Genomic DNA, 20699 nt, shown 5'->3' on the forward strand with positions numbered 1-20699 from the left:
TGATAAATTTATTTTTTTGTAAATAAGCCCATTTTTATATTCGTAAATAGGCTTCCAACTGGTCATTGCCAAGCGTTCTTCTCTCTTTGAGATGCCAACGATGATGCGCTTCAGATAAATTCGTTAATCCAATATCAGCCAAGGCATGCAAGCCCTTCCCAATAAGAATAGGGGCGCGATAGAGTAATATCCGATCAACCAGATCGGCCTTTAAAAAAGCCGCGGCTGTTTTTGCCCCGCCTTCAATCAGGACATGATCGGCAGTTGTTTTGATAATATCTGTGGGCTCTCTTAATCCAATCCAGCCGGAAGGGATTTCTCCATGGCCTAAAACTGCTTTTTTCGGTGAGCGATCGCCTAAACCTTGTAAGCGGACATTGAGAGAGGGCTTGTCAAATTCCAGTGTTTTTCGACCGACAACAATCAGCTCTGATCGCATTCTTTCCAAATGGGCATGCGCTCTCGCCCTTTCTCCGGTAATCCACTGGCTTTCGCCATTTTCTAACGCGATACAACCATCAAGCGAAGTCGCCATCTTTAACGTAACATAAGGCCGAGCTTTCAGTTGACGACTGAAAAAACCAGACATCGATTGCGCCGCCTGCTTCTCAAGAAGACCACACTCCACTTTGATACCGGCTGCGACCATTTTGGAAATACCTTGGCCATTGGTTCGGGGGTCAGGGTCACGACAAGCAATAACTACTCTTTCAGGCAGAGCGGCAACCAAACTATCGCTACAGGTTGGGCCCCTGTTACTTTTATGGGCGCAAGGCTCCAAGGTGACATAAACAGTTGCCCCCTTCAGCGATTGGCATTGTGACAAAGCCATCGCCTCCGCATGAGGTCGTCCGCCTGACTGTGTCCAGCCACGTCCGATGATCTGATTATCTTTATTGACAATAATACAGCCAACAGAAGGCGAGGGGGCAGTCAGGCCTTTACTTCTTTCGCCAAGGGCGATGGCGGCTTGCATCCAGCGGATATCATTTTCAAGATGGGTCAAATTGACAGCCTGCTTTTCAAATATGTTGCCCTAATTTTGTGTTGAATAGCCTAACACATGGCCAAATTCACGCCAGCGCTTGCGAGATTCTTCTTGTCTGGCCTCAAGTTTTTTTTGATCTTCGAGATTTTTAGACTGAATTTCGGCATCGCTACGTGCGCCATTGATATTTTGGACAAAGATAATTTCAGGATCCGGCTTTTCTATCTTTGAGCTAAAAAACATCATGGAAACCATGCCCCCCGTCAAGGCAAGCGAAAGGATGGCTATCACTGGCCGGATATGCCCATGATTTCGGATAAATGCGTTTATATCCTGCCATAAAATAGAAATTTTGTTTCGAACCATATCCGGTAATTTATAGGCTTCCTGAAAAATCACCAGCCCTGCTTTTGCACAAATAATTGAGAACAGAAAAAAAGATTATTTTGGTATAATTTTCCAAAATGAGAAATTATCTTCATAATGGTTAAGTTGTATTTGGATATTCCCCCTTGAAAGTGGCATATCTCATAGAAATATGCATTGTATATATCTGTAATTTTGATGAGGAATAACGGGCGTGAGAATAGCCCTGCTAGATGATGATCTGGAAACGGCTGCTCAGTTAAATGCAATTTTGACTGAAGCGGGTTACGACTGTCGTTCTTTCCATAAAGGCTATGCCCTTTTAAGAATGCTGCGCAGCGAAACGGTTGATTTATTATTACTTGATTGGAATGTGCCTGATTTTTCAGGGATTGAAATCATAGAATGGGTCAATAAACATTGCGATCCGAAACCGCCTATTCTGCTCTCAACGGCGAGAACGGCGGCCGAAGATATTGTTACTGGCCTGAATGCCGGAGCAGATGATTATCTGGTTAAGCCCGTTCAGCCTGAAATCTTGCTGGCTCGGGTAAAGGCTGTCTTGCGGCGTAGTTATCCAACACCACCGTCAGATGGTATTGAACATTACGACGATTATACCTTTGATGTTTCAAGAGAGCAGGTGTCTCTAGGCAATACGCTTATTCCGATGACATCAAAGGAGTTTACGCTTTCCTTGCTGTTATTCCGTAATCTGCATCGACCATTGTCACGGGGATATATTTTTGAAACCCTTTGGGGACGGAATCCGGATTTGCCGACCCGAACACTTGATACCCATATCTCAAAAATCAGAACCAAACTTAATTTGAGACCGGAAAATGGTTATCGGTTAGCGCCTGTTTATGCCTATGGTTACCGTTTGGAACGGCTAGCTGAAAAGAAAGCCATCGCTGCAGAAGCTGTTCGGTAAAGAATGTTTTGGAAGCGCGGAAGCCTCCGGCCTTTTCTTCTGGGCTGTGCACTTCTGTTTTTAGGAAGCGGCCATAGCGAAAAGGCTGTAGCCGCGCATTTCGAAAACCATCAATCCGTTGAATATATCGTTGAGCAAGGCGATACGCTTTCTTCTATTGCTCAGCGCTATTTTGACAGAATAAGCGATATGGAAGCTATTGCGAAGCGGGCTGGCGTTTCTTTAAGTCAGCCTTTGCATGCAGGCTTCCATCTTAATATCCCTAAAGCGTTTTTACGGCGTGAAATTTCTACCGCTGTAGTTTCCCATATTTCGGGTCCCGTCACTCTTTTTATTCACGGGAAAAGAGGTTGCCTGCAACAAGGCCAGCCCGTTACCGAGCAAATGACTATTGAGACGGGTTCGTCAGGCTTTGTGACCCTCCTTTTGCCGGACGGCTCGCATGTCAGCATGCCTTCTATGAGCCAGATTACTATCACACGTCTGCGCAAGGTAGCTTTGACCGGAGCGGTTGAGCGATCATTCAAATTAGAAGCAGGGCATGTCCGCGTCCATGCGACGCCTTTATTCCGTTCTGACAGCTATTTTCATATCGCAACACCATCCTCGCTGACAGCTGTCCGAGGGACTGATTTTCGTGTTCATTATATCGAAAATAGTAAGACCCATAAAAAAGAGAATATTGTCGAAGTATTAGAAGGTTTGGTCACAACTGATAATCATAAAATAGTTTATGCGGTTCCTGGCGGATATGGTACCAATTCAATAGAAAAGCTTGATTTTCCTTTGAATACGCCGCCCAGTCCTTCAAACCGTTTAACCATTCTTCGTGATGCCGAGCCCGATATTTTCTTAAGCAAAATGCCGACGGCCTCTGTTTATTATGCTGAATTGTCCAAAGATCCAGATTTCTCTGATTTGCTTTCTGAAAGCTGGCTCGATAATACAGACGTTAAATTACAAGGATTAGGCGACGGGCATTATTATTTGCGGCTTTCTGCTGTTGATAATCATGATCTTGAGGGTGAGGAAAAAGTTTTTCCTATTGATCATAAAACCGGCCATCTCGAGGCTTCGGCTTATTCTTTCTCTGAGGGGGCAGTTTTCCAATGGAAAATACCAGATAATGAAGTAGTTATTAGTCGTTTGCAGGTTGTCGCTAGTAAAATCAGTGAAACTGCTATCCCTATTGTGGATCAATTAGGGGGTAAGACAGGGCTTGTAAAAATTTCCTCTTTGCCGGAAGGGGATTATTACTGGCGTATTATTGCAGCATGGCCAGCAGGGGGACAAATTATATTGCCTTTTCGTAAGTTGCATATTTCAGGAAATAACCCGATGAAAAAAAATGAATGATGTTTTTGACAGTCTGAATACAGAGAACACTGCACGAATAGAAACTGAATTAAAAAATACACTCGTTTTTGAATGGTCTCTATTGGCTCTTGCGGCTACTTTGGCCGTGGTGGTCATCAGCTGGGCTGGGATGACTTCGCAGTTGGATCTCTTTTTCTACGATACCGTTGTAAGGTTGGGATGCCACAAACCTGACCCTTCGGTTCTTATTGTCAAAATTGATGATAATGCTTTGAAAACCATAGCACCTTGGCCATGGTCTCCCGATAAACATGCTAAATTTATTAAACAATTGGATGCCGGACATCCTTTGGAAATAGGATATAATGTCCTGTTTCTTGATCCTTCAGAATCCCAAGCAACAGAAAATTTATCGAAGACCTTAAAAACCAGTAAAACACCGATATTTTTACCGATGTTGGTTGAATCCGGTAATCACAACAAGAAAACGGTTGCGGTTCTACCTTTGCTGGCACCCTCTGCAACTAATGTGGGTCATGTCAGCGTGCCTTTTGATCGCGATGGAATGGTTCGCCGCTATTGGCCTGCCTTGACGGCAAAAGGGCGCTACTGGCCTGCTTTGGTCGAGTTGATGGATAACCCTAAAAAGGTTTATTCCGAAGCTGATTTACGTGAAAAGCTATTTTCTTTTGATGGCCCCCGAAATCGTTTCCCTGTTATTTCTGCGGCTGCCATTTGGCGCAACGAGGTGCCTCCAGAATTTTTAACCGGTAAAAGAATTCTGGTCGGTGTAACCGCATCGGGTTTTGAATATTTACATCCGACGCCTTTCGGGGTGATGTCTGGTGTCGAAATTCAAGCCAATATTTTGGATACCTTGCTTCATGATCGGACAATCCATGAAGCTAGTGACATTACCAAGCTGATTGTCGCACTGGTATCTCTATGGATCTTGCTTATTGGGTTTCGCTTTTTATCGCCAAGGGCAACAATATTATTGACCGTTACCCTTGGGGTAGGGGTGCCGCTTTTATGTGCGGTTTTATTCCTGTTTTTTAATTATTGGTTCCCGCCGATCACATCCGTTGTCGGGGTGGCGTTTACCTATCCTTTTTGGGCATGGAGCCGTTTAGCCAGCCTTAGTAAATATTTTTCTGATGAATTGGAAAAATTATTAAGCGATTTTCCAGAAGAACAAAGACAAAAATTACCCGATATTACCGCAGCCGACCCACTGGAATATAAAAAGCAACTTTTAAAATTAGCCATTTCTCGCATTGTTTTTATGCGTCGTTTTATTGCTGATAGTTTATATTATTTGCCTGACGTATTTTTTGTTACCGATAAAGATAATAACATCATTTTATTAAATAAAGCAGCTGAGAATTTAACCGCAGAATTAGGCGCTCAATATCATTACAGAATGCCGATTTCGACGATCTTAAACCATCTCCATAATGAAGAAGGCCATCGGATAAACTTTGATCAAGTCCGTAATAATGAGATTAATAGCCAATGTTATGCCGAAAATGGCCGAGCTTTTGATCTGCGTATCGCGGCTTGTCGTCAGGTGATTAACCAGCCTGATGGATGGCTTATTATGTTGATTGATATCAGTGCTGTTAAATCTGCCGAAGAACAGCGTCAGCGTATTTTGCATCTTTTAAGTCATGATATGCGGTCACCACAAATCTCTATTCTGGCCTTGATTGACCGTTTTTCTCGGACATCCTGTAGCAAGGAAAAAGAAGCGCAAGAAATCATTACCAAGATTTCCAATTACGCCCGCCGGACATTGGGATTGGCAGATAATTTTACCCGTTTGGCACAGGCAGAAGCGCCCGAATACCAATGGATGGATGTTGAAATTGAAGGCGTGATGACCAGCGCAGTCGATGAATTATGGATACAGGCCAATAAACGCCAGATCAAAATAACGCTTAATGATTGGGAAGAACCTTTATTCGTCGAAGGTGATCCAGCTTTATTAGAGCGGGTATTTATCAATTTGATAGATAACGCCGTAAAATATAGCCCTGATGGAAGCACCGTTTCCTGCACAGTGAAAAAAAAGGAAGATCAGGTAGAAATTGCCATCTGCGACCAAGGGATTGGGATGGATCAGGAGCAGATAGAAGCCCTGTTCCGGCCTTTCCGTCGCGCCTCAACAGGCCCCGCTGCCAAGATTTCAGGTATCGGTTTAGGTCTGGTCTTCGTTAATAAGGTTATTTTGCGGCATCATGGCCATATCGATTGTAGAAGCACTCCCGGAAAGGGAACATGTTTTATTGTAACCTTGCCGCTGATGGTTGATCCTGAATAGCTTTCTCGACTGTCTCTCTGGAATGCTTTTTGAGAGCGGAGCAGAAGGCAGCAGCCATCTCGCTTGAGATCTGTTGATCGGTATTGATATGCCAGATCTTATACCCTGTAATAGAGTAATTCTTTGAGTTGTCAGTGGCATGAGGCGGAATGAACAGCCATGTCATATCGCTTTGCCACATGACATTCTTTCCTGAAAGCCTATCCAGTTTTTTGGTGTTTTTATCCTTCATATTGATGAATTGCGGATGTTGGGCATAGCTAACGGCAATTTGCCAGACATCCTCATCCTTCATTTCATCGCTGGCAGCTTTCCATCCCAATGAAAATAGACAATTTGTTATAAGATGGGATGGCGAGGCTTCTATAAGGCGAAAATAGCCTGCTTTAACGGGTTTTCCGTGTGGTTTGATTAAAAAGTCAGTCGCGATGGCGGGTTTGTAAAGGCAAAGGCTAAGTGCAAAAAGGCAAATAAATCGTCGCATGCGAAAGAGAATGGCATTGTCGTTCACCATTCCCAAGATAGATATTTGCCCATTTTGCATAAGAAATATTTTTATTTCATAAAAGTCGCTAGGTCAGGAATATGTCTATGTTCTGTCGTGATATAACTGACTTGGCCAGTGCTAGCCTGCATAATAAGACTTTGGGTAACTGAAACACCGCGCAAATCCTTATAGACTCCTCTGATAAGGGAGCCATCAGTGACGCCTGTCGCCGCAAAAATCGTATCGCTTTTTGCAAGGTCATGCAGCTTATAAACACGATTGAGGTCTTCTATTCCACAGCGATGCGCTCTGTCCCGTTCGTCATCATTCCGAAAAAGGAGACGGCCTTCAAATTGTCCACCGATACAGTTCAAGGCAGCGGCGGCAAGGACGCCTTCAGGCGCACCACCAATGCCCATATATATATCAACATTGCTGCTTTCGCGGGCTGTTGCGATGACCCCCGCAATATCGCCATCTTCGATAAGAATCGTTGAACAACCGATTCCGTGTAATTCTGAAATGATTTTTTGGTGACGTTGGCGTTCTAGGATGCAAACCCGAATGTCTTTAGGTTCGACCCCTTTCGCTTTAGCCAAGGCCTGTATATTTTCTATGGGGGTCTTTTCAACGCTGACCAAACCGGCTTCATATCCGGGGCCTATAGCGACCTTTTCCATATAAACATCAGGGGCGTTTAAAAGACTTCCCTTGGGGGCAATTGCTAAAACAGCAATGGCATTGGCGCTGCCATTGGCGGCTAAGGTTGTGCCTTCCAAGGGATCTAAAGCAATATCAATTGAGATATCATCGGCACCCATTCGGCCAACTTCTTCGCCGATATAAAGCATCGGCGCCTGATCTCGTTCACCTTCTCCGATAACAACGGTTCCGTTAATCGACAATTCGTTAAAGGCATCTCTCATGGCTTTGACAGCCGCTGCATCTGCGGCTTTTTCATTCCCATGTCCTACCAATCGAGAGACGGCCAAAGCCGCCGATTGAGTAACATAGGCCATGTCATGCGTCAGAGCAGGGTTTAATCTTTCACTCTCTTGTCTAGCCATGAGTATTCGCCTTCTCTGACCTTAAAAATTATATAAGAATCCAGCCGAAACAAGTTATAAATGAACCTGATAAAGCGATGTCGCCTAACGAATAGTTGCCATCATCTTATAATGATTTATTCTATATATTAAGAATATCCATTGTAACAGGCGCCGATTTTATTTCAGCAAGCCCGTTGAAAGCCTTTACAAGATTTTCGATCGCTTCTGATGTGCATGCTTTTGTTACCAAGATGACATCAGATGTTTCTTGATCCTGTCCTTCTTGCTGGTTCAGGCTTTCCAAACTGATATCAGCATCAGCCAGAAGAACTACAAGCTTTGAAACCGCTTGGGCTGTGTTCGCAATGGACAGACGAATATAAACGCTTTGTTTGTCGCTATCCGCCTTTTCAGTATCCGCCTTTTCAAGATATTGAACCGGAATCCCGAAAGGCGTTGCATAACCGCCGCGGGCAATATCAACTAAATCAGCGACAACGGCCGAGGCCGTGGGGCCTGCACCGGCACCAGCACCTTCAAATAACAAACGTCCGACTTGATTGCCTTGAGCCACAACAGCATTAAGCGAGCCATCTGCTTGGGCAAGCGGATGATGACAAGGGACAAGGCAAGGTGAAACTTTTTGGAATAAACCTTGGGTATTTTTTTTAGCCTGCCCAATGAGACGGATTTTATAACCCATTTGAGCCGCTTTTTGCATATCGCTCAAGGTAACTGTCTGGATTCCAGAAGTCTTGACCGAATCGAAATCGAGTTTTGTGCCAAAGGCTAAGGTCGACAAAATGGCCAGCTTGTGGGCAGCATCAATGCCTTCGATATCAAAGGTCGGATCAGCTTCAGCATAACCTAAGGCCTGCGCTTCTGCCAAAACATCTTCAAAACCGCGTTTATCCTTTTCCATCGTGGTCAGGATAAAATTGCTGGTTCCATTTAGAATACCAAAGATTTGGCTGATTTCGTTGGCTGCAGCTCCTTCTTTCACCCCTTTGATAATCGGGATACCGCCTGCGACGGCCGCTTCATAGGCAAAAGGAATCTGGGAAGATTCGGCTAATTCAGCCAATTCCATACCATGATGCGCTATCATGGCTTTGTTGGCGGTAATAAGGGCAATACCCTTTTTCAGACAAGCCCGTGCCAATTCCAAGGCGGGGCCCTCTGATCCCCCGATCAATTCGATGACCAGATCGATGTCGTCTCTTTTGGGGAGATCAACAACGTCATCAACCCAGTCATATCGGGATAGATCAATACCACGGTCGCGATTTTTATTGCGCGCCGATATCGCGATAACTTCAATTTTGCGGCCTGTTCTGCGTTCGATCAGATCGGCGTTATCTTTCAATAATTTCAATACGCCACAACCGACTGTTCCCAAGCCGGCTAATGCTATTCGCAAGCCCTGCACCATATATATCCCATAAATTTTGCCTGTTAGCTGTTACTTGCCCTGACCGCGTTGTTATTTCAAGCGTGATACGCTTAGGAAGCTCTTTAAATAAAGAAAATCGGGGTTAAAATCGGGAAATAAGGTAATTGCGTTTTAAGGAAACGAGAAGGCGACTCTATTGGTGTTTGCGCTCTTTGATCATTTGAACAATTTTTATTCTGTCATGCTGACTTACAGCCTGTCTTTTTTCTAGGTGGCCTGATAGGGCTGGAACGCCAAATTCATCAAAGAATTGCCGGATTAAGAACCAATATACTGGTTGTCTTAGCCACCACTTCTTTCGTTAATTTATGTATGCGAATGGGCACAACGGCAGACGCTATCAGGGTTATTGCCGCTGTCGTTTCTGGCACCGGATTTTTAGGCGCGGGCGTTATTATGAAAGATGGCATGAATGTCCGCGGATTAAATACAGCGGCCACTATTTGGTGTTCGGCAGCCGTTGGTACTTGTGTTGGAATCGGCCAATATGCGGTTGCCGCCTTGCTAACGGTTTTTGTTATTTGCGGTAATACCTTGCTACGTCCGTTGGTAAAATGGATAAACCATTTACCTATTTCTAAATCAGAGCCAGATGCCGCTTATACTTTGATGATTGTCGTCGATAAAAGACACCTATTGGAAATACAAAAAAGAATTTTAGAAAAAATAGAGTCTCTTCGATATCAAATTGAATCTATTCAATTAGAAAATTGTGACGATCAACATTCTGAAATAACCATTCACTTCGGTCATAATGTGACCGAATCCCGAGAATTAGCTGATTTGGCAAGTGAAATAGCCTCATGGAAAAACCTGCGACATGTCACTTGGCATAATGATTTATAAGATAGTCCAGTGTTATTTATTTTTGTTAAAAAAAAACTATTTTTTGGACTTTTAATTTTAAAATCACTTAAAATATTTCGCTGTAATTTTATGATCTTCTCTGGCGATAAGGGTAATATATCGCTTCATAACATGTTAAGGTCATCAAGAAGACGTATAAAGACAGACTATAAGCTACTGAAAAATTGACGGTAAATTTTATAGGCCTAATCTGCTGAAATAGCTGTCTCGCCTAGTGAACGGAGCAAAAAATGACATCAGGTCCATTAGAAGCACTCGAAAATGACTACGCTGATATTCGGGATGAAGTCCGCAAATTATGCGCCGAATTCCCCGGCGAATATTGGCGGAAGCTTGATCGGGAAAGTGCGTATCCTACCGAATTTGTAAAAACACTAAGTGATGCGGGTTATTTGGCCGCTCTGATCCCTGAAGAATTTGGCGGATCGGGCTTACCGCTTTCTGCCGGGGCAGCCATTCTCGAAGAGATTCAGCATTGCGGCGGCAATGCTGGTGCTTGTCATGCCCAGATGTATATTATGGGCGCATTGTTACGCCATGGTAATGACGAGCAGAAGAAAAAATATCTGCCCAAGATTGCTTCTGGTGAATTACGTCTTCAGGCTTTCGGGGTTACCGAACCCACTAGCGGGACTGACACGACTTCGCTCAAGACTTTCGCTGAGAAAAAAGGCGACAAATATATTGTGAATGGTCAGAAAATCTGGACATCCAGAGCTGAACATTCCGATCTGATGCTGCTTTTGGCGCGGACAACGCCGAAAGATCAAGTCGAGAAAAAGACAGATGGTTTGTCGGTCTTTTTGGTCGATATGCGAAAAGCCTTAGCCGATGGTGGCATGACCATTCGTCCCATTCGGGCAATGATGAATCATTCTACGACCGAAGTTTTCTTTGATAATATGGAAATTCCGGCTGAAAATCTGGTCGGCGAAGAAGGTAAGGGTTTCCGTTATATTCTGTCAGGTATGAATGCCGAACGCGTTCTTATTGCTTCGGAATGTATCGGTGATGCCAAATGGTTCATCGAAAAAGCCCGCGATTATTCCAGTGAACGGGTTGTTTTCGGTCGGCCTATCGGTGCCAATCAGGGCATCCAATTTCCGATTGCCCGTGCCTATGCGCAAATGCGGGCTGCCGAATTGATGGTTTATCATGCGGCTCATCTTTTTGAACAGGGCGAGCGGGCAGGTGCCGAAGCCAATATGGCAAAAATGCTGTCAGCTGAAGCCTCATGGGCAGCGGCTGAAGCCTGTGTTCAGACCTTGGGTGGCTTTGCCTTTGCCGAAGAATATGATGTTGAACGGAAATTCCGCGAAACCCGACTCTATCAGGTCGCCCCGATTTCAACGAATTTGATTTTGGCTTTCCTTGGTCAGCATGTTCTTGGAATGCCGCGTTCTTACTAAAATTTTTCTTTTCCCGATAGGATAGCTGGAGAGGTGACTCTCCGGCTTTTTGCAGGAGGCTTTATGAATAGCACCTCTTCATCAGAGACTGAGTTGGATGTCGAGTTTTTGCGGGGATGGATCGGCCGTGAGATGACGGCGGAAGATGTCATTTTGGAAGAATTGGCCAAACGCTATATTGCGGTTCTTGACTTGCCCCCATCTGCCTTGAATGAAGGCGCGATTGCTCCACAGCTTATTCATTTCTGTTTGGCTCCGACTGTTGTTTCGGGAAAAGAATTAGGGGCTGACGGCCATCCCTCCAAAGGCGGATTTTTACCGCCTGTCCCATTGCCTCGTCGAATGTGGGCAGGGGGCGACATCCATTTCCTTTCGCCTTTACATATCGGGGAAAGGCTTTGCCGTCATAGCCGTATTGTTGATGTTGTGCCGAAAAAAGGCCGTAGCGGTCTTCTTTGCTTTGTAACCGTCGAGCATGAAATGAAAGTAGAAGGCGAGCTCAGAATACGGGAAAGGCAGGATATCGTGTATCGGGAAGCCGCTACCAAGCCTGCACCGCAGCCAGCAACGCCTTTGCCCGCTGTCGGGCGAGGTGAGCATAGTCAGGATATTATACCGACTACGCCTTTGCTGTTCCGTTATTCAGCCATTACCTTCAACAGCCATCGTATTCACTATGACCGGAATTATGCGGTTAATGAAGAACATTATCCCGCCTTGGTCGTCCACGGTCCTTTACAGGCTTCGCTGCTGATTCATTTCGCGGCCAAAATTAAGAAAGCCCAGCCCAAGCAGTTTCTCTTCCAAAGCCGATCACCTTTATTTGATAATGCCGATTTTTCTTTGAATGCCCAAGAAAATGAAAAAGGTTTGTCTTTGTGGACGTGCAAGGATGGCGGGGCTATCGCCATGAAGGCAGAGGCCATATTCGATGACTAATTTTTCTTGTATCGCCCCGATTTTTGTACCGGCTTCTCGCCCTGAACGCTTCTCAAAAGCGGCGGCAAGCGGTGCCGATGCTGTTATTATTGACCTTGAAGATGCGGTTGCCGAAAAAGACAAAGAGCAAGCCAGAGCCTCTCTTGATACCGCTTTTACGGATTTACCCGTTTTTGTCAGAATCAATGGTGCGGATACCGCTTGGCATCAGGCTGATATAGAGGCCATTTCAGCTTTGCCTGATCTGGCAGGCGTTATTTTTCCGAAAGCCGAAATCGGTGCTGCTTTGACTTCTTTGGCAGATCGGTTGAATGATAAGGTTGCTCTGATTGCCTTGATCGAAACAGCGCAAGGCTTGGCTGATGCCCGTCAATTGGCGCAAATAGATTCAGTCAAAAGACTGGCTTTCGGGTCTATTGATTTCTGTGCCGATATGGGCTGTTCACATAGCCGCGAAGTCTTGTTATCCGCTCGTAGTGAATTGGTTCTGGCTTCCCGACTGGGAAGAAAGATTGCGCCTTTGGATGGCGTGACCGCGACCATTGATGATCCAGCACCGATTGAGGCAGATGCTCGCTATGCGCGTAGTCTTGGTTTTGGTGGAAAATTATGTATTCATCCTCGTCAGATTACGCCGATTTTTAAAGGATTTCGACCAGACGATAGTGAAATCGCGTGGGCACATCGCGTTCTATCTGCGGGGGAGGGTGCTCAACGGGTTGATGGGGCAATGGTTGATGAACCAGTACGGATTCGCGCCCGTGCTATTTTGGCTCGTGCTGAAAAAATGAAGGCAACACAATAATATTGCACAATAGCTAAGGAATATTTCTAGTCTTTGATGATGGAAAATGCTGCTTCAGCTAGGCATTTTCCATCAAAAAACAGTTTAACCTTCTTTGGAAGGCTCAAACTAGCAAATCTTAGCGAGAGATCACCTGACTATTTTCGCTGGTAATTTGAGGTGTATTGCCTGAAAAATCGACGGAAAGTACAAAAGAGGCCTTCCCATGTGAAGCCGCTTTTCTTTCTGGGCTTTGGGCATCAAATTCCAAAGTCCCCATGGATTGGCATATCATATTCGTTTGGTTGCATTGATGGGTAACCGTATCCGTTAATAATCGATAAGAGCGGATTGGCCATCTTGTCAGATAAGTCCGTTTTTGAGCGATAATTTGATTCAAAGATTGGGATTTTCCAAAAAAATCAACGACTGGTTTATAATGCGCCATCATCCAGGGAATGGCTTGTTCTGGTGACTGTTCAGCAATCTGGTAATATTCTGACAAGAAATTAGTAGCCTGTGCGTCGAGATCGTTATCTTTAGAGGCTGCCTCTTTCGGTTGCGGTTGAGGAAAACTGATTGTCGGTTTTTCTGATCTGTCCACTGGTTCTGTGGATGGAATATAATCAGGTCTTTTCGTTGGAACGGTGTTGTTTTTGAGGTCAGACTCCAGTTTCAATAATAGAGGGTCTGTCAGGGAATAGCCTAAAACTTTTTGCTGTTTTGCATCATAAGAGCAGTAGAGCGTTATGTGAGAAAAACCGCCAAAAGCGTTTGCCAGTTTGGCACGGGTGCTGACCAGTGTCAGGACGTAGGGGGCTTCGGAATGGGTCGTCAATTTATCGAAGCGCTGACCATTAACGCCTTTGGCGTCATCATCCCATGAAAAATCATGGAGTTCGATTTCTCTTAAATAATCATTGGCACCGTCGGCGCAGGCCGCATGTGCCTCATCACCGAATTCAGTTTCTAAGGCATGAGGGTCATTTGCATGCTGCTCAAGGAAGTCTGGGTCATGCCGTGCCGATTTTTGTGCAGATTGTTCGCTGTTGCGAGAGTTGTTGTCCGTATCGCCATTATGACAGGATGAAAGGCCGCCAATAGCAGCGAAAAGAACAATAGATGGCAGTAATGTGAGTCTCATTATGATTCGATACCGAAATATCGAAAAACTATCTATGTATTTTCAGGGAGGAATTATCCGAAATGCCGAATAAGAAAAAAGCCCGATCATGCGGGCTGTGTCTTGTTCTAAAATTGTAGAATTTTTTCCTGAAACAGGAAAATGGCGGAGACGGAGGGATTCGAACCCTCGGTAGGGGTTGTACCCCTACGACGGTTTAGCAAACCGTTGGTTTCAGCCACTCACCCACGTCTCCAGCGCTTCAATGATGGCTTGTGAAAAGGGGCTATAACCATCTCCTGATCTATGATCAATAACCCAATGCAAAGAAAAGCGATTTTTTTTATAAAAAATGCATTTTAAAGCAAAAAAATCAGACTTTTGGGTGTTTCTGTTCCAAAAGCTTAATGTGTTTTTGGTCAATCTAATGGCCAAAATGTTATTTTATAGTCTGGATGAAAATATTTCAGCTGAAGATAGCGGCTATTTTATCTTCCTCGGAAAGGCCTTTGATCGATTTATTAAAAAAACTCCGCCTCGGAAGGCGGAGTTAAAAAGTTTGATAGATTATCTGTTGTTTTGATGAGCGTTAATCCGCCAGATGGCTGATAACAAAACTATAGGCTTCGGCGGTTTCTTCCAAACGGGCATAGCGTCCTGATTTTCCGCCATGACCTGCGCCCATGTTGATTTTGCATAATAATTCATTGTTATCGCTTTTGGTGGCTCGTAAGCGCGCTGTCCATTTGGCGGGTTCCCAATAGGTAACGCGCGGATCATTCAAGCCGCCGGTAATAAGCATTGGTGGATAGGGTTGTGCCTTTACATTATCATAAGGGCTGTAAGACAAGATAAGATCAAATGCCTTTTCATCGGTAATCGGGTTGCCCCATTCCGGCCATTCTCCCGGTGTCAAAGGCAGACTTTCATCCAGCATTGTATTCAGAACATCGACAAAAGGCACTTCGGCGACAACAGCACCCCATAAATTTGGGTCAGTATTGCTGACGACACCCATCAATTCACCACCGGCAGACCCTCCGTGAATCGCGATTTTTCCGGATTTGGTGAAATGATGTTCAATTAGGCCTTTGGCGACATCGCTAAAATCATGGAAGCTGTTCCAGCGTTTCTCCAATTTACCGTCCAAATACCATTGATAACCGAGATCATCGCCGCCGCGAATATGGGCAATGGCATAGGCAAAACCCCGATCCAGCAAGCTAAGGCGACTGGTCGAGAAATAGGGCGCGATGCTGATGCCATAAGCCCCATAACCATAAAGCAGTAATTTACCTTCGCCGTCTTTTTCAAAGTCTTTCCGATAGACCACCGTGACCGGCACAGAAACACCATCCCGTGCCTTTATCATCAGCCGTTCACTGCTATAGGCTTCGGGATCATAGCCCGAAGGGACTTCCTGCCTTTTTAAGAAGCGAAGCGTCTTTGAATCAGGATCATAATCATAAATGGTAGGTGGTGTGACCATCGATTCATAACGCAGACGGTAATAGACCGGATCATAGGCAGGGTTATGGTCAAAGCTAACGCTGTAGCTGGCTTCAGGAAATTCGATATATTCCAATTGGCCATCTGGATGACGAAGGATGATTTGATCCAAGCCTTCTTTCCGAGCGGATAAAAGCAGATGATCAGAAAAGGCATGCAAGCCCGTCAAATATAAGAGGTCGGAGCCCGCGATTTCAGTCTGCCAATCCGAAGCTGTATCAAAGCTGGCACTAGCCAATCTGAAATTGACATGATTGTCATTGGTTAGAATCCAGAGTTTACCTTGCCCGCTATCAACCGAATAAAGTCGTCCTGTTTTTCGTGGGCTGATAAGGTCAGGTGGGCTGTCGATATCATCTGTCGGGATAAGGTAAATCTCACTGGTCTGGTGATTACCGGATTCAAGGAAAATCCACTGTCTATCCTGACTGCGGGATAGAGAAACCCGAAAGCCATCATCCTGTTCGCGGTAGATTTCGCGATCTTGGCTACTGTCTTCCCCGATGATGTGACGCATTGCCCGATAATTACGCCAATTATCATTAACCTCGGTATAAAGCACGGCACGGGAATCGGCTGACCAGACAACCGCACCATTGACGACTGAACTGACGGTTTCAATATCCTTGCCGCTTTCAAGGTCGCGGATTTGTAAGGTAAAGCGTTCGGCACCGTTATTGTCACATGTCCAAGCCGCAAGACGTCCGTCAGGGCTGATACTCAAAGCACCCAGACGGAAATAATCATAGCTCTCAGCCTCGGCGGCTTCATCAATCAGAATTTGTTTTTTATCTTCTGTGTCAGCCATCAAACGGCGATACCATGCTCGATATTGACTTCCCGATTGGAAAGACCACCAATAAAGATAGTCTCCATCCTGCCATGGAACGGCCTGTTCATCCTCTTGTAATCGGGCTTTCATCTCCGAAAATAATTGGCCAGTCAAAGCAGCCCGAGGCTTCATCGCCTGTTCGAAAAAAGCGTTTTCCTGTTTGAGGTAATCGAGAATGTCCGGATCATCGACCGTAGGGTAATGCGGGTCTTTCAGCCAGGCATATTCATCCTGAAGCGTTTTACCGTGGAGTGTAAAACTATGGGCTCTTTTTTGGGCAACCGGAGGGCTAGGCAAAGCGGATGATTGCGACACAGAAAATCACCTTTATTTATAATTTCTGACATTGTCAGATATATTATGACGATATGATCTGACAGTATCAGAAAGTAATGTTATTATAGCTGCGTTTTATAAGAAGATAGGTCGAAGGAAGAACATGTCCAGTCACAGACAACGTTTAGGGGCGTTAAGAACAGAGTTAGCCCGCGAAAATCTGAATGGTTTTTTTGTCCCTTTGACCGATGAGCATATGAGCGAATATATCGGTGCCTATGCCTGTCGACTGGAATGGTTAACCGGATTTGGTGGTTCTGCTGGTTCTGCGGTCGTCTTAGAAGGACAGGCGGCTATTTTTGTTGATGGCCGTTATACTATTCAGGTCACAGAACAGGTCGATCCTGAATTATGGTCATATAAATCTTTACCCGCTGATGACCCTGTTGCATGGGCGATTGCTCATTTGAAGGCGGGGGACAGAATTGGATATGATCCTTGGTTAGCTAGCCTAGGATGGGAAAAACAAGCTCGCCGCCGTCTGGACGCTCAAAAAATTGAATTGGTGGCGCTACCGACAAATCCGATAGATGCTATCTGGTCTGACCGGCCTTTACCGTCTCAAGCACCGGCCTTTATTCAACCTGAAAATTTGGCGGGTAAAACTTCCGAGCAGAAACGGCATGAAGTCGCGGAATGGTTGAATGCAAAACAGGCAGATACGCTGGTTTTAACAGCACTCGATTCAATCGCGTGGCTGTTTAATATGCGCGGCAGTGATGTCAGCTGCACGCCAGTAGCTCTAGCTTTTGCCCTGACCCATAAAGATGGCTCGGCTGATTTATTTATTGATCCGGCAAAAACGGATGATGCTTTGAAAGAAGCTATGGGGAATGCGGTTCATTTCCACGATCAAGCGGATTTTCCTGATGCTTTAAAAGCATTATCTGGGAAATCGGTTATTGTTGATCCTGAAAGAACGGTAGCCGCTATTACCGCTTTGTTGCAGGACGGCGGCGCGCGCCTTTCCTATGACCGTGATCCAGTTGTTTTGATGAAGGCGATTAAAAACCGCGCCGAGATTGAAGGCCATCGCCAAGCCCAACTTTGGGATGCGGTCGCTCTTGCAAAATTTTTCTATTGGTTATCCCAAACGGCACCAAAAAGGCAGCTGACCGAATTATCAGCAGCTGAAAAACTACTGTCCTTCCGTCAGGAAAGCGGTCATCTGGTCGACCTGTCTTTTGAAACGATTTCTGCCGCGGCGGCGCATAGTGCTATTCCTCATTATCGGGTGACAGAAGCCAGCAATCTGCCTTTGAAAAAAGATGAAATTTATCTGGTGGATTCCGGCGGGCAATATCCGAATGGCACGACTGATGTGACCCGCACGGTAATCATCGGCACCCCTACCGAAGAAATGAAACAGCGTTTTACGCTGGTATTAAAAGGGCATATCGCTTTGGCAACAGCCGTCTTTCCGGCCGGCACATCGGGGGGGCAATTAGACAGTTTTGCGCGCCAATATCTCTGGCGGGCAGGCGTTGATTATGCTCATGGGACGGGACATGGCGTAGGTGCCTTTTTATCCGTGCATGAAGGCCCGCAACGTATTTCGCCATCTGGTGGCGCTTTTTCTGGCGGGAACGAGGTTCTGCGGGCGGGTATGATCCTGTCTAATGAGCCGGGTTATTATAAATCAGGCGCCTTCGGTATTCGTATCGAGAATTTGTTGCTGGTTAAGCCCGTTGAGGTCGCAGAGGCAGAAAAACCTTGCCTTGCCTTCGAGACATTAAACTTCACGCCAATAGACAGAAATCTGATTAATTCCTCTCTTTTGAGCGAATCAGAAATAAGCTGGCTGAACCAATATCATCAGGAAGTTTGTCAAAAACTGTTACCTTTCCTGTCCATGCAGGAAGCCGAATGGCTGAAAGCCGCGACCGCGCCTTTGAGGGGATAGTGATTATATGAAAAATATTAGAGGACGCAATCTTTTTAATAAAAAATAGGTTATATTTTATATAATCCTTGCGAGAAGTTTGGCGTAACTGTAACAACAATACGTTTGAATGCGCGGGATAGAGGAAGCGCTTGTGAAAAAAATTGAAGTCGTCATCAAGCCTTTTAAACTGGAAGACGTTAAGGCCGCTCTGACGGATGCCGGTATATCCGGTATTACCGTTACAGAGACACGTGGATACGGCCGTCAGAAAGGGCATACCGAGTTATATCGGGGCGCTGAATATGTCGTCGACTTTCTGCCCAAGGTAAAACTGGAAACAGTGGTGCCGGACGAATTGGTAGAAAATGTGGTCGAGGCTGTCACAGTGGCTGCCAGAACAGGCCGTATCGGGGACGGAAAGATTTTTATAAGCGATGTGTTGGACGCTATCCGTATTCGTACCGGAGAGAGAGGTATCGAAGCGATTTAAGCTGCACTGGTTAATTGTAAAGAACAGGCTTTTAAGCTACGCACATCTGTTTTTCGTCTCTCCCCTGTCAGGACATTAAAGGGTAATCATATTATGGCCAATTCGGCATCTGATCTGCTTAAGCTTATCAAGGAAAAAGAAATCGACTGGGTCGATCTGCGTTTCACCGACCCCAAAGGCAAATGGCAACATCTGACCATGGCAAGCACGGTTGTCGGTGAAGACGATCTGAATGACGGTTTTATGTTTGACGGTTCTTCCATTGAAGGATGGAAAACGATCAACGAAAGCGACATGATCCTGAAACCTGATCTGGACGCTTTTTACATTGATCCTTTCTCGGCATCCCCAATGCTGATTTTGATCTGCGATATTGTTGAACCTGCAACGGGCGAATTTTACAGCCGCGACCCGCGTTCGACCGCTAAGCGGGCAGAAGCCTATGTTAAAACTTTGGGTCTGGGTGATACTGTTTACATTGGCCCTGAAGCTGAATTTTTCCTGTTTGATGATGTCCGTTTTGACAGTGGCTATAACGGCAGCTTCTATCGGGTTGATGATATCGAATTGCCGACCAACAGCGGTCGCGAATATGACAATGGGAACCTTGCTCATCGTCCGGGCGTCAAAGGCGGTTACTTCCCAGTTGCTCCGGTTGATTCCGCTGTTGATATCCGTAGCGAAATGGTCTCAACGATGTTGGAAATGGGTCTCCCCATGGACAAACATCACCATGAAGTGGCACCTGCCCAGCATGAATTAGGTTTAACCTTTGGCACGCTCACGCAGACGGCTGATCGTATGCAGGTCTATAAATATGTCGTGCATCAGATTGCACAGGCCTATGGCAAGACCGCAACCTTTATGCCCAAGCCGATTTCCGGTGATAACGGTTCTGGCATGCATACCCATATTTCTATCTGGGATGGTGGTAAGCCGACTTTTGCCGGTTCTGAATATGCTGGCTTGTCCGAAAATGCCCTGTATTTTATCGGTGGTATTATCCGCCACGCCAAAGCTATCAATGGTTTGACCAATCCGTCAACCAACAGCTACAAACGTCTGGTTCCGGGTTTTGAAGCGCCTGTTCTTTTGGCCTATTCTGCCCGTAACCGCTCTGCTTCCTGCCGTATTCCTTATGGTACCGGTGAAAAATCTCGCCGCGTTGAAATCCGCTTCCCGGATGCAACCGCCAACCCGTATCTCTGCTATACGGCTCTGTTGATGGCTGGTATCGACGGTATTCAGAACAAGATTCATCCGGGTGAAGCCATGGATTGCAATCTTTATGATCTGCCGCCGGAAGAATTGGCCAAGGTTCCGACCGTAGCCGGTTCTTTGCGTGAAGCTTTGGATGCTTTGTCTGAAGATTTCGACTTCCTGACCAAAGGTGACGTTTTCACCGAAGATCAGATCAAATCCTATATCGAAATCAAACGGGCTGAAGTTCTTCGTTGGGAAATGGCTCCCAGCCCAGTTGAATTTGAAATGTATTATTCTCTCTAATTCTAATTTGAATCTATTCTGTCCTTGACAGGATAGGGTTTTTTAGAAAAGGGGATGTCCGGAACTTTTCGGGCATCCCCTATTTTTATTACTGTCTGTTGT

The 20699-nt window shown here is 45.5% G+C and carries 17 protein-coding genes and 1 tRNA gene; 10 read left to right on the top strand and 8 right to left on the bottom strand.

The annotated features are described in order from the left end of the window. Window positions 1-34: 34 nt before the first annotated feature. Window positions 35-1006 (bottom strand): bifunctional diaminohydroxyphosphoribosylaminopyrimidine deaminase/5-amino-6-(5-phosphoribosylamino)uracil reductase RibD, encoded by a 972-nt coding sequence (gene ribD / locus ZMOB_RS05180; RefSeq protein WP_014500826.1) that lies wholly within the window; start codon window positions 1004-1006, stop codon window positions 35-37. A gap of 30 nt (window positions 1007-1036) precedes the next feature. Continuing rightward, complete coding sequence (locus ZMOB_RS05185; RefSeq protein ID WP_011240382.1) at window positions 1037-1387, bottom strand: hypothetical protein; 351 nt, start codon at window positions 1385-1387, stop codon at window positions 1037-1039. Window positions 1388-1568: 181 nt separating this feature from the next. Here ZMOB_RS05185 and ZMOB_RS05190 point away from each other — a divergent pair, with 181 nt between their 5' ends. Genes ZMOB_RS05190 through ZMOB_RS05200 form a run of 3 tightly spaced genes read left to right on the top strand, consistent with a single transcriptional unit; the run spans window position 1569 to window position 5928 of the window. Next, window positions 1569-2288, top strand: coding sequence for a response regulator transcription factor (locus tag ZMOB_RS05190; RefSeq protein WP_011240383.1), 720 nt, complete (start codon window positions 1569-1571; stop codon window positions 2286-2288). Window positions 2289-2291: 3 nt separating this feature from the next. Continuing rightward, complete coding sequence (locus ZMOB_RS05195) at window positions 2292-3644, top strand: FecR family protein (RefSeq protein ID WP_014500827.1); 1353 nt, start codon at window positions 2292-2294, stop codon at window positions 3642-3644. Next, complete coding sequence (locus ZMOB_RS05200; protein ID WP_011240385.1) at window positions 3637-5928, top strand: CHASE2 domain-containing protein; 2292 nt, start codon at window positions 3637-3639, stop codon at window positions 5926-5928. The genes ZMOB_RS05195 and ZMOB_RS05200 overlap by 8 nt, the downstream gene beginning before the upstream one ends. Here the strand turns inward: ZMOB_RS05200 and ZMOB_RS05205 are convergent. The 3 genes from ZMOB_RS05205 to ZMOB_RS05215 form a co-directional block, all read right to left on the bottom strand. Then, a complete protein-coding gene (locus ZMOB_RS05205) occupies window positions 5891-6442 on the bottom strand; it encodes a hypothetical protein (RefSeq protein WP_252507248.1) in 552 nt (183 codons plus the stop codon). The two genes, ZMOB_RS05200 and ZMOB_RS05205, sit on opposite strands and share 38 nt — an antisense overlap. Before the next feature lie 41 nt (window positions 6443-6483). After that, a complete protein-coding gene (gene glpX, locus ZMOB_RS05210; RefSeq protein ID WP_011240387.1) occupies window positions 6484-7482 on the bottom strand; it encodes a class II fructose-bisphosphatase in 999 nt (332 codons plus the stop codon). A 121-nt stretch (window positions 7483-7603) separates the two neighbouring features. Further along, window positions 7604-8896 (bottom strand): homoserine dehydrogenase, encoded by a 1293-nt coding sequence (locus ZMOB_RS05215; protein WP_014500829.1) that lies wholly within the window; start codon window positions 8894-8896, stop codon window positions 7604-7606. 270 nt (window positions 8897-9166) lie between these two features. On the opposite strand from ZMOB_RS05215, the gene ZMOB_RS05220 reads away from it, so the two are divergent. From ZMOB_RS05220 to ZMOB_RS05235, 4 genes are all read left to right on the top strand, one after another. After that, window positions 9167-9763 carry an MgtC/SapB family protein gene (locus ZMOB_RS05220; RefSeq protein ID WP_252507327.1) on the top strand — a complete coding sequence of 199 codons (597 nt, stop codon included), beginning with the start codon at window positions 9167-9169 and terminating at the stop codon, window positions 9761-9763. 251 nt (window positions 9764-10014) lie between these two features. Then, entirely contained in the window at window positions 10015-11193 is a 1179-nt protein-coding gene (locus ZMOB_RS05225) for an acyl-CoA dehydrogenase family protein (protein WP_014500830.1), read from the top strand. 63 nt (window positions 11194-11256) lie between these two features. Beyond that, entirely contained in the window at window positions 11257-12132 is an 876-nt protein-coding gene (locus tag ZMOB_RS05230; RefSeq protein ID WP_014500831.1) for an HTD2 family dehydratase, read from the top strand. Further along, window positions 12125-12937 carry an HpcH/HpaI aldolase/citrate lyase family protein gene (locus ZMOB_RS05235; RefSeq protein ID WP_011240392.1) on the top strand — a complete coding sequence of 271 codons (813 nt, stop codon included), beginning with the start codon at window positions 12125-12127 and terminating at the stop codon, window positions 12935-12937. The genes ZMOB_RS05230 and ZMOB_RS05235 overlap by 8 nt, the downstream gene beginning before the upstream one ends. A 118-nt stretch (window positions 12938-13055) precedes the next feature. On the opposite strand, the gene ZMOB_RS05240 is transcribed toward ZMOB_RS05235, so the two are convergent. The 3 genes from ZMOB_RS05240 to ZMOB_RS05255 form a co-directional block, all read right to left on the bottom strand. Next, complete coding sequence (locus tag ZMOB_RS05240; RefSeq protein ID WP_014500832.1) at window positions 13056-14060, bottom strand: hypothetical protein; 1005 nt, start codon at window positions 14058-14060, stop codon at window positions 13056-13058. Between the two features lie 142 nt (window positions 14061-14202). Next, window positions 14203-14295, bottom strand: a tRNA-Ser gene (locus tag ZMOB_RS05245). A gap of 333 nt (window positions 14296-14628) precedes the next feature. Further along, window positions 14629-16695, bottom strand: coding sequence for a S9 family peptidase (locus ZMOB_RS05255; RefSeq protein WP_014500833.1), 2067 nt, complete (start codon window positions 16693-16695; stop codon window positions 14629-14631). Window positions 16696-16819: 124 nt separating this feature from the next. Here ZMOB_RS05255 and ZMOB_RS05260 point away from each other — a divergent pair, with 124 nt between their 5' ends. The 3 genes from ZMOB_RS05260 (at window position 16820) to glnA (ending at window position 20597) form a co-directional block, all read left to right on the top strand. Continuing rightward, window positions 16820-18619 carry an aminopeptidase P family protein gene (locus tag ZMOB_RS05260; protein WP_014500834.1) on the top strand — a complete coding sequence of 600 codons (1800 nt, stop codon included), beginning with the start codon at window positions 16820-16822 and terminating at the stop codon, window positions 18617-18619. 133 nt (window positions 18620-18752) lie between these two features. Beyond that, a complete protein-coding gene (locus tag ZMOB_RS05265) occupies window positions 18753-19091 on the top strand; it encodes a P-II family nitrogen regulator (RefSeq protein ID WP_011240397.1) in 339 nt (112 codons plus the stop codon). A 93-nt stretch (window positions 19092-19184) separates the two neighbouring features. Continuing rightward, on the top strand, window positions 19185-20597 hold the full coding sequence (gene glnA, locus ZMOB_RS05270; RefSeq protein WP_011240398.1) for a type I glutamate--ammonia ligase: 1413 nt from the start codon (window positions 19185-19187) through the stop codon (window positions 20595-20597). Window positions 20598-20699: the final 102 nt, after the last annotated feature.

Source organism: Zymomonas mobilis subsp. mobilis ATCC 10988 (assembly GCF_000175255.2).
Classification (GTDB): Bacteria; Pseudomonadota; Alphaproteobacteria; order Sphingomonadales; family Sphingomonadaceae; genus Zymomonas; species Zymomonas mobilis.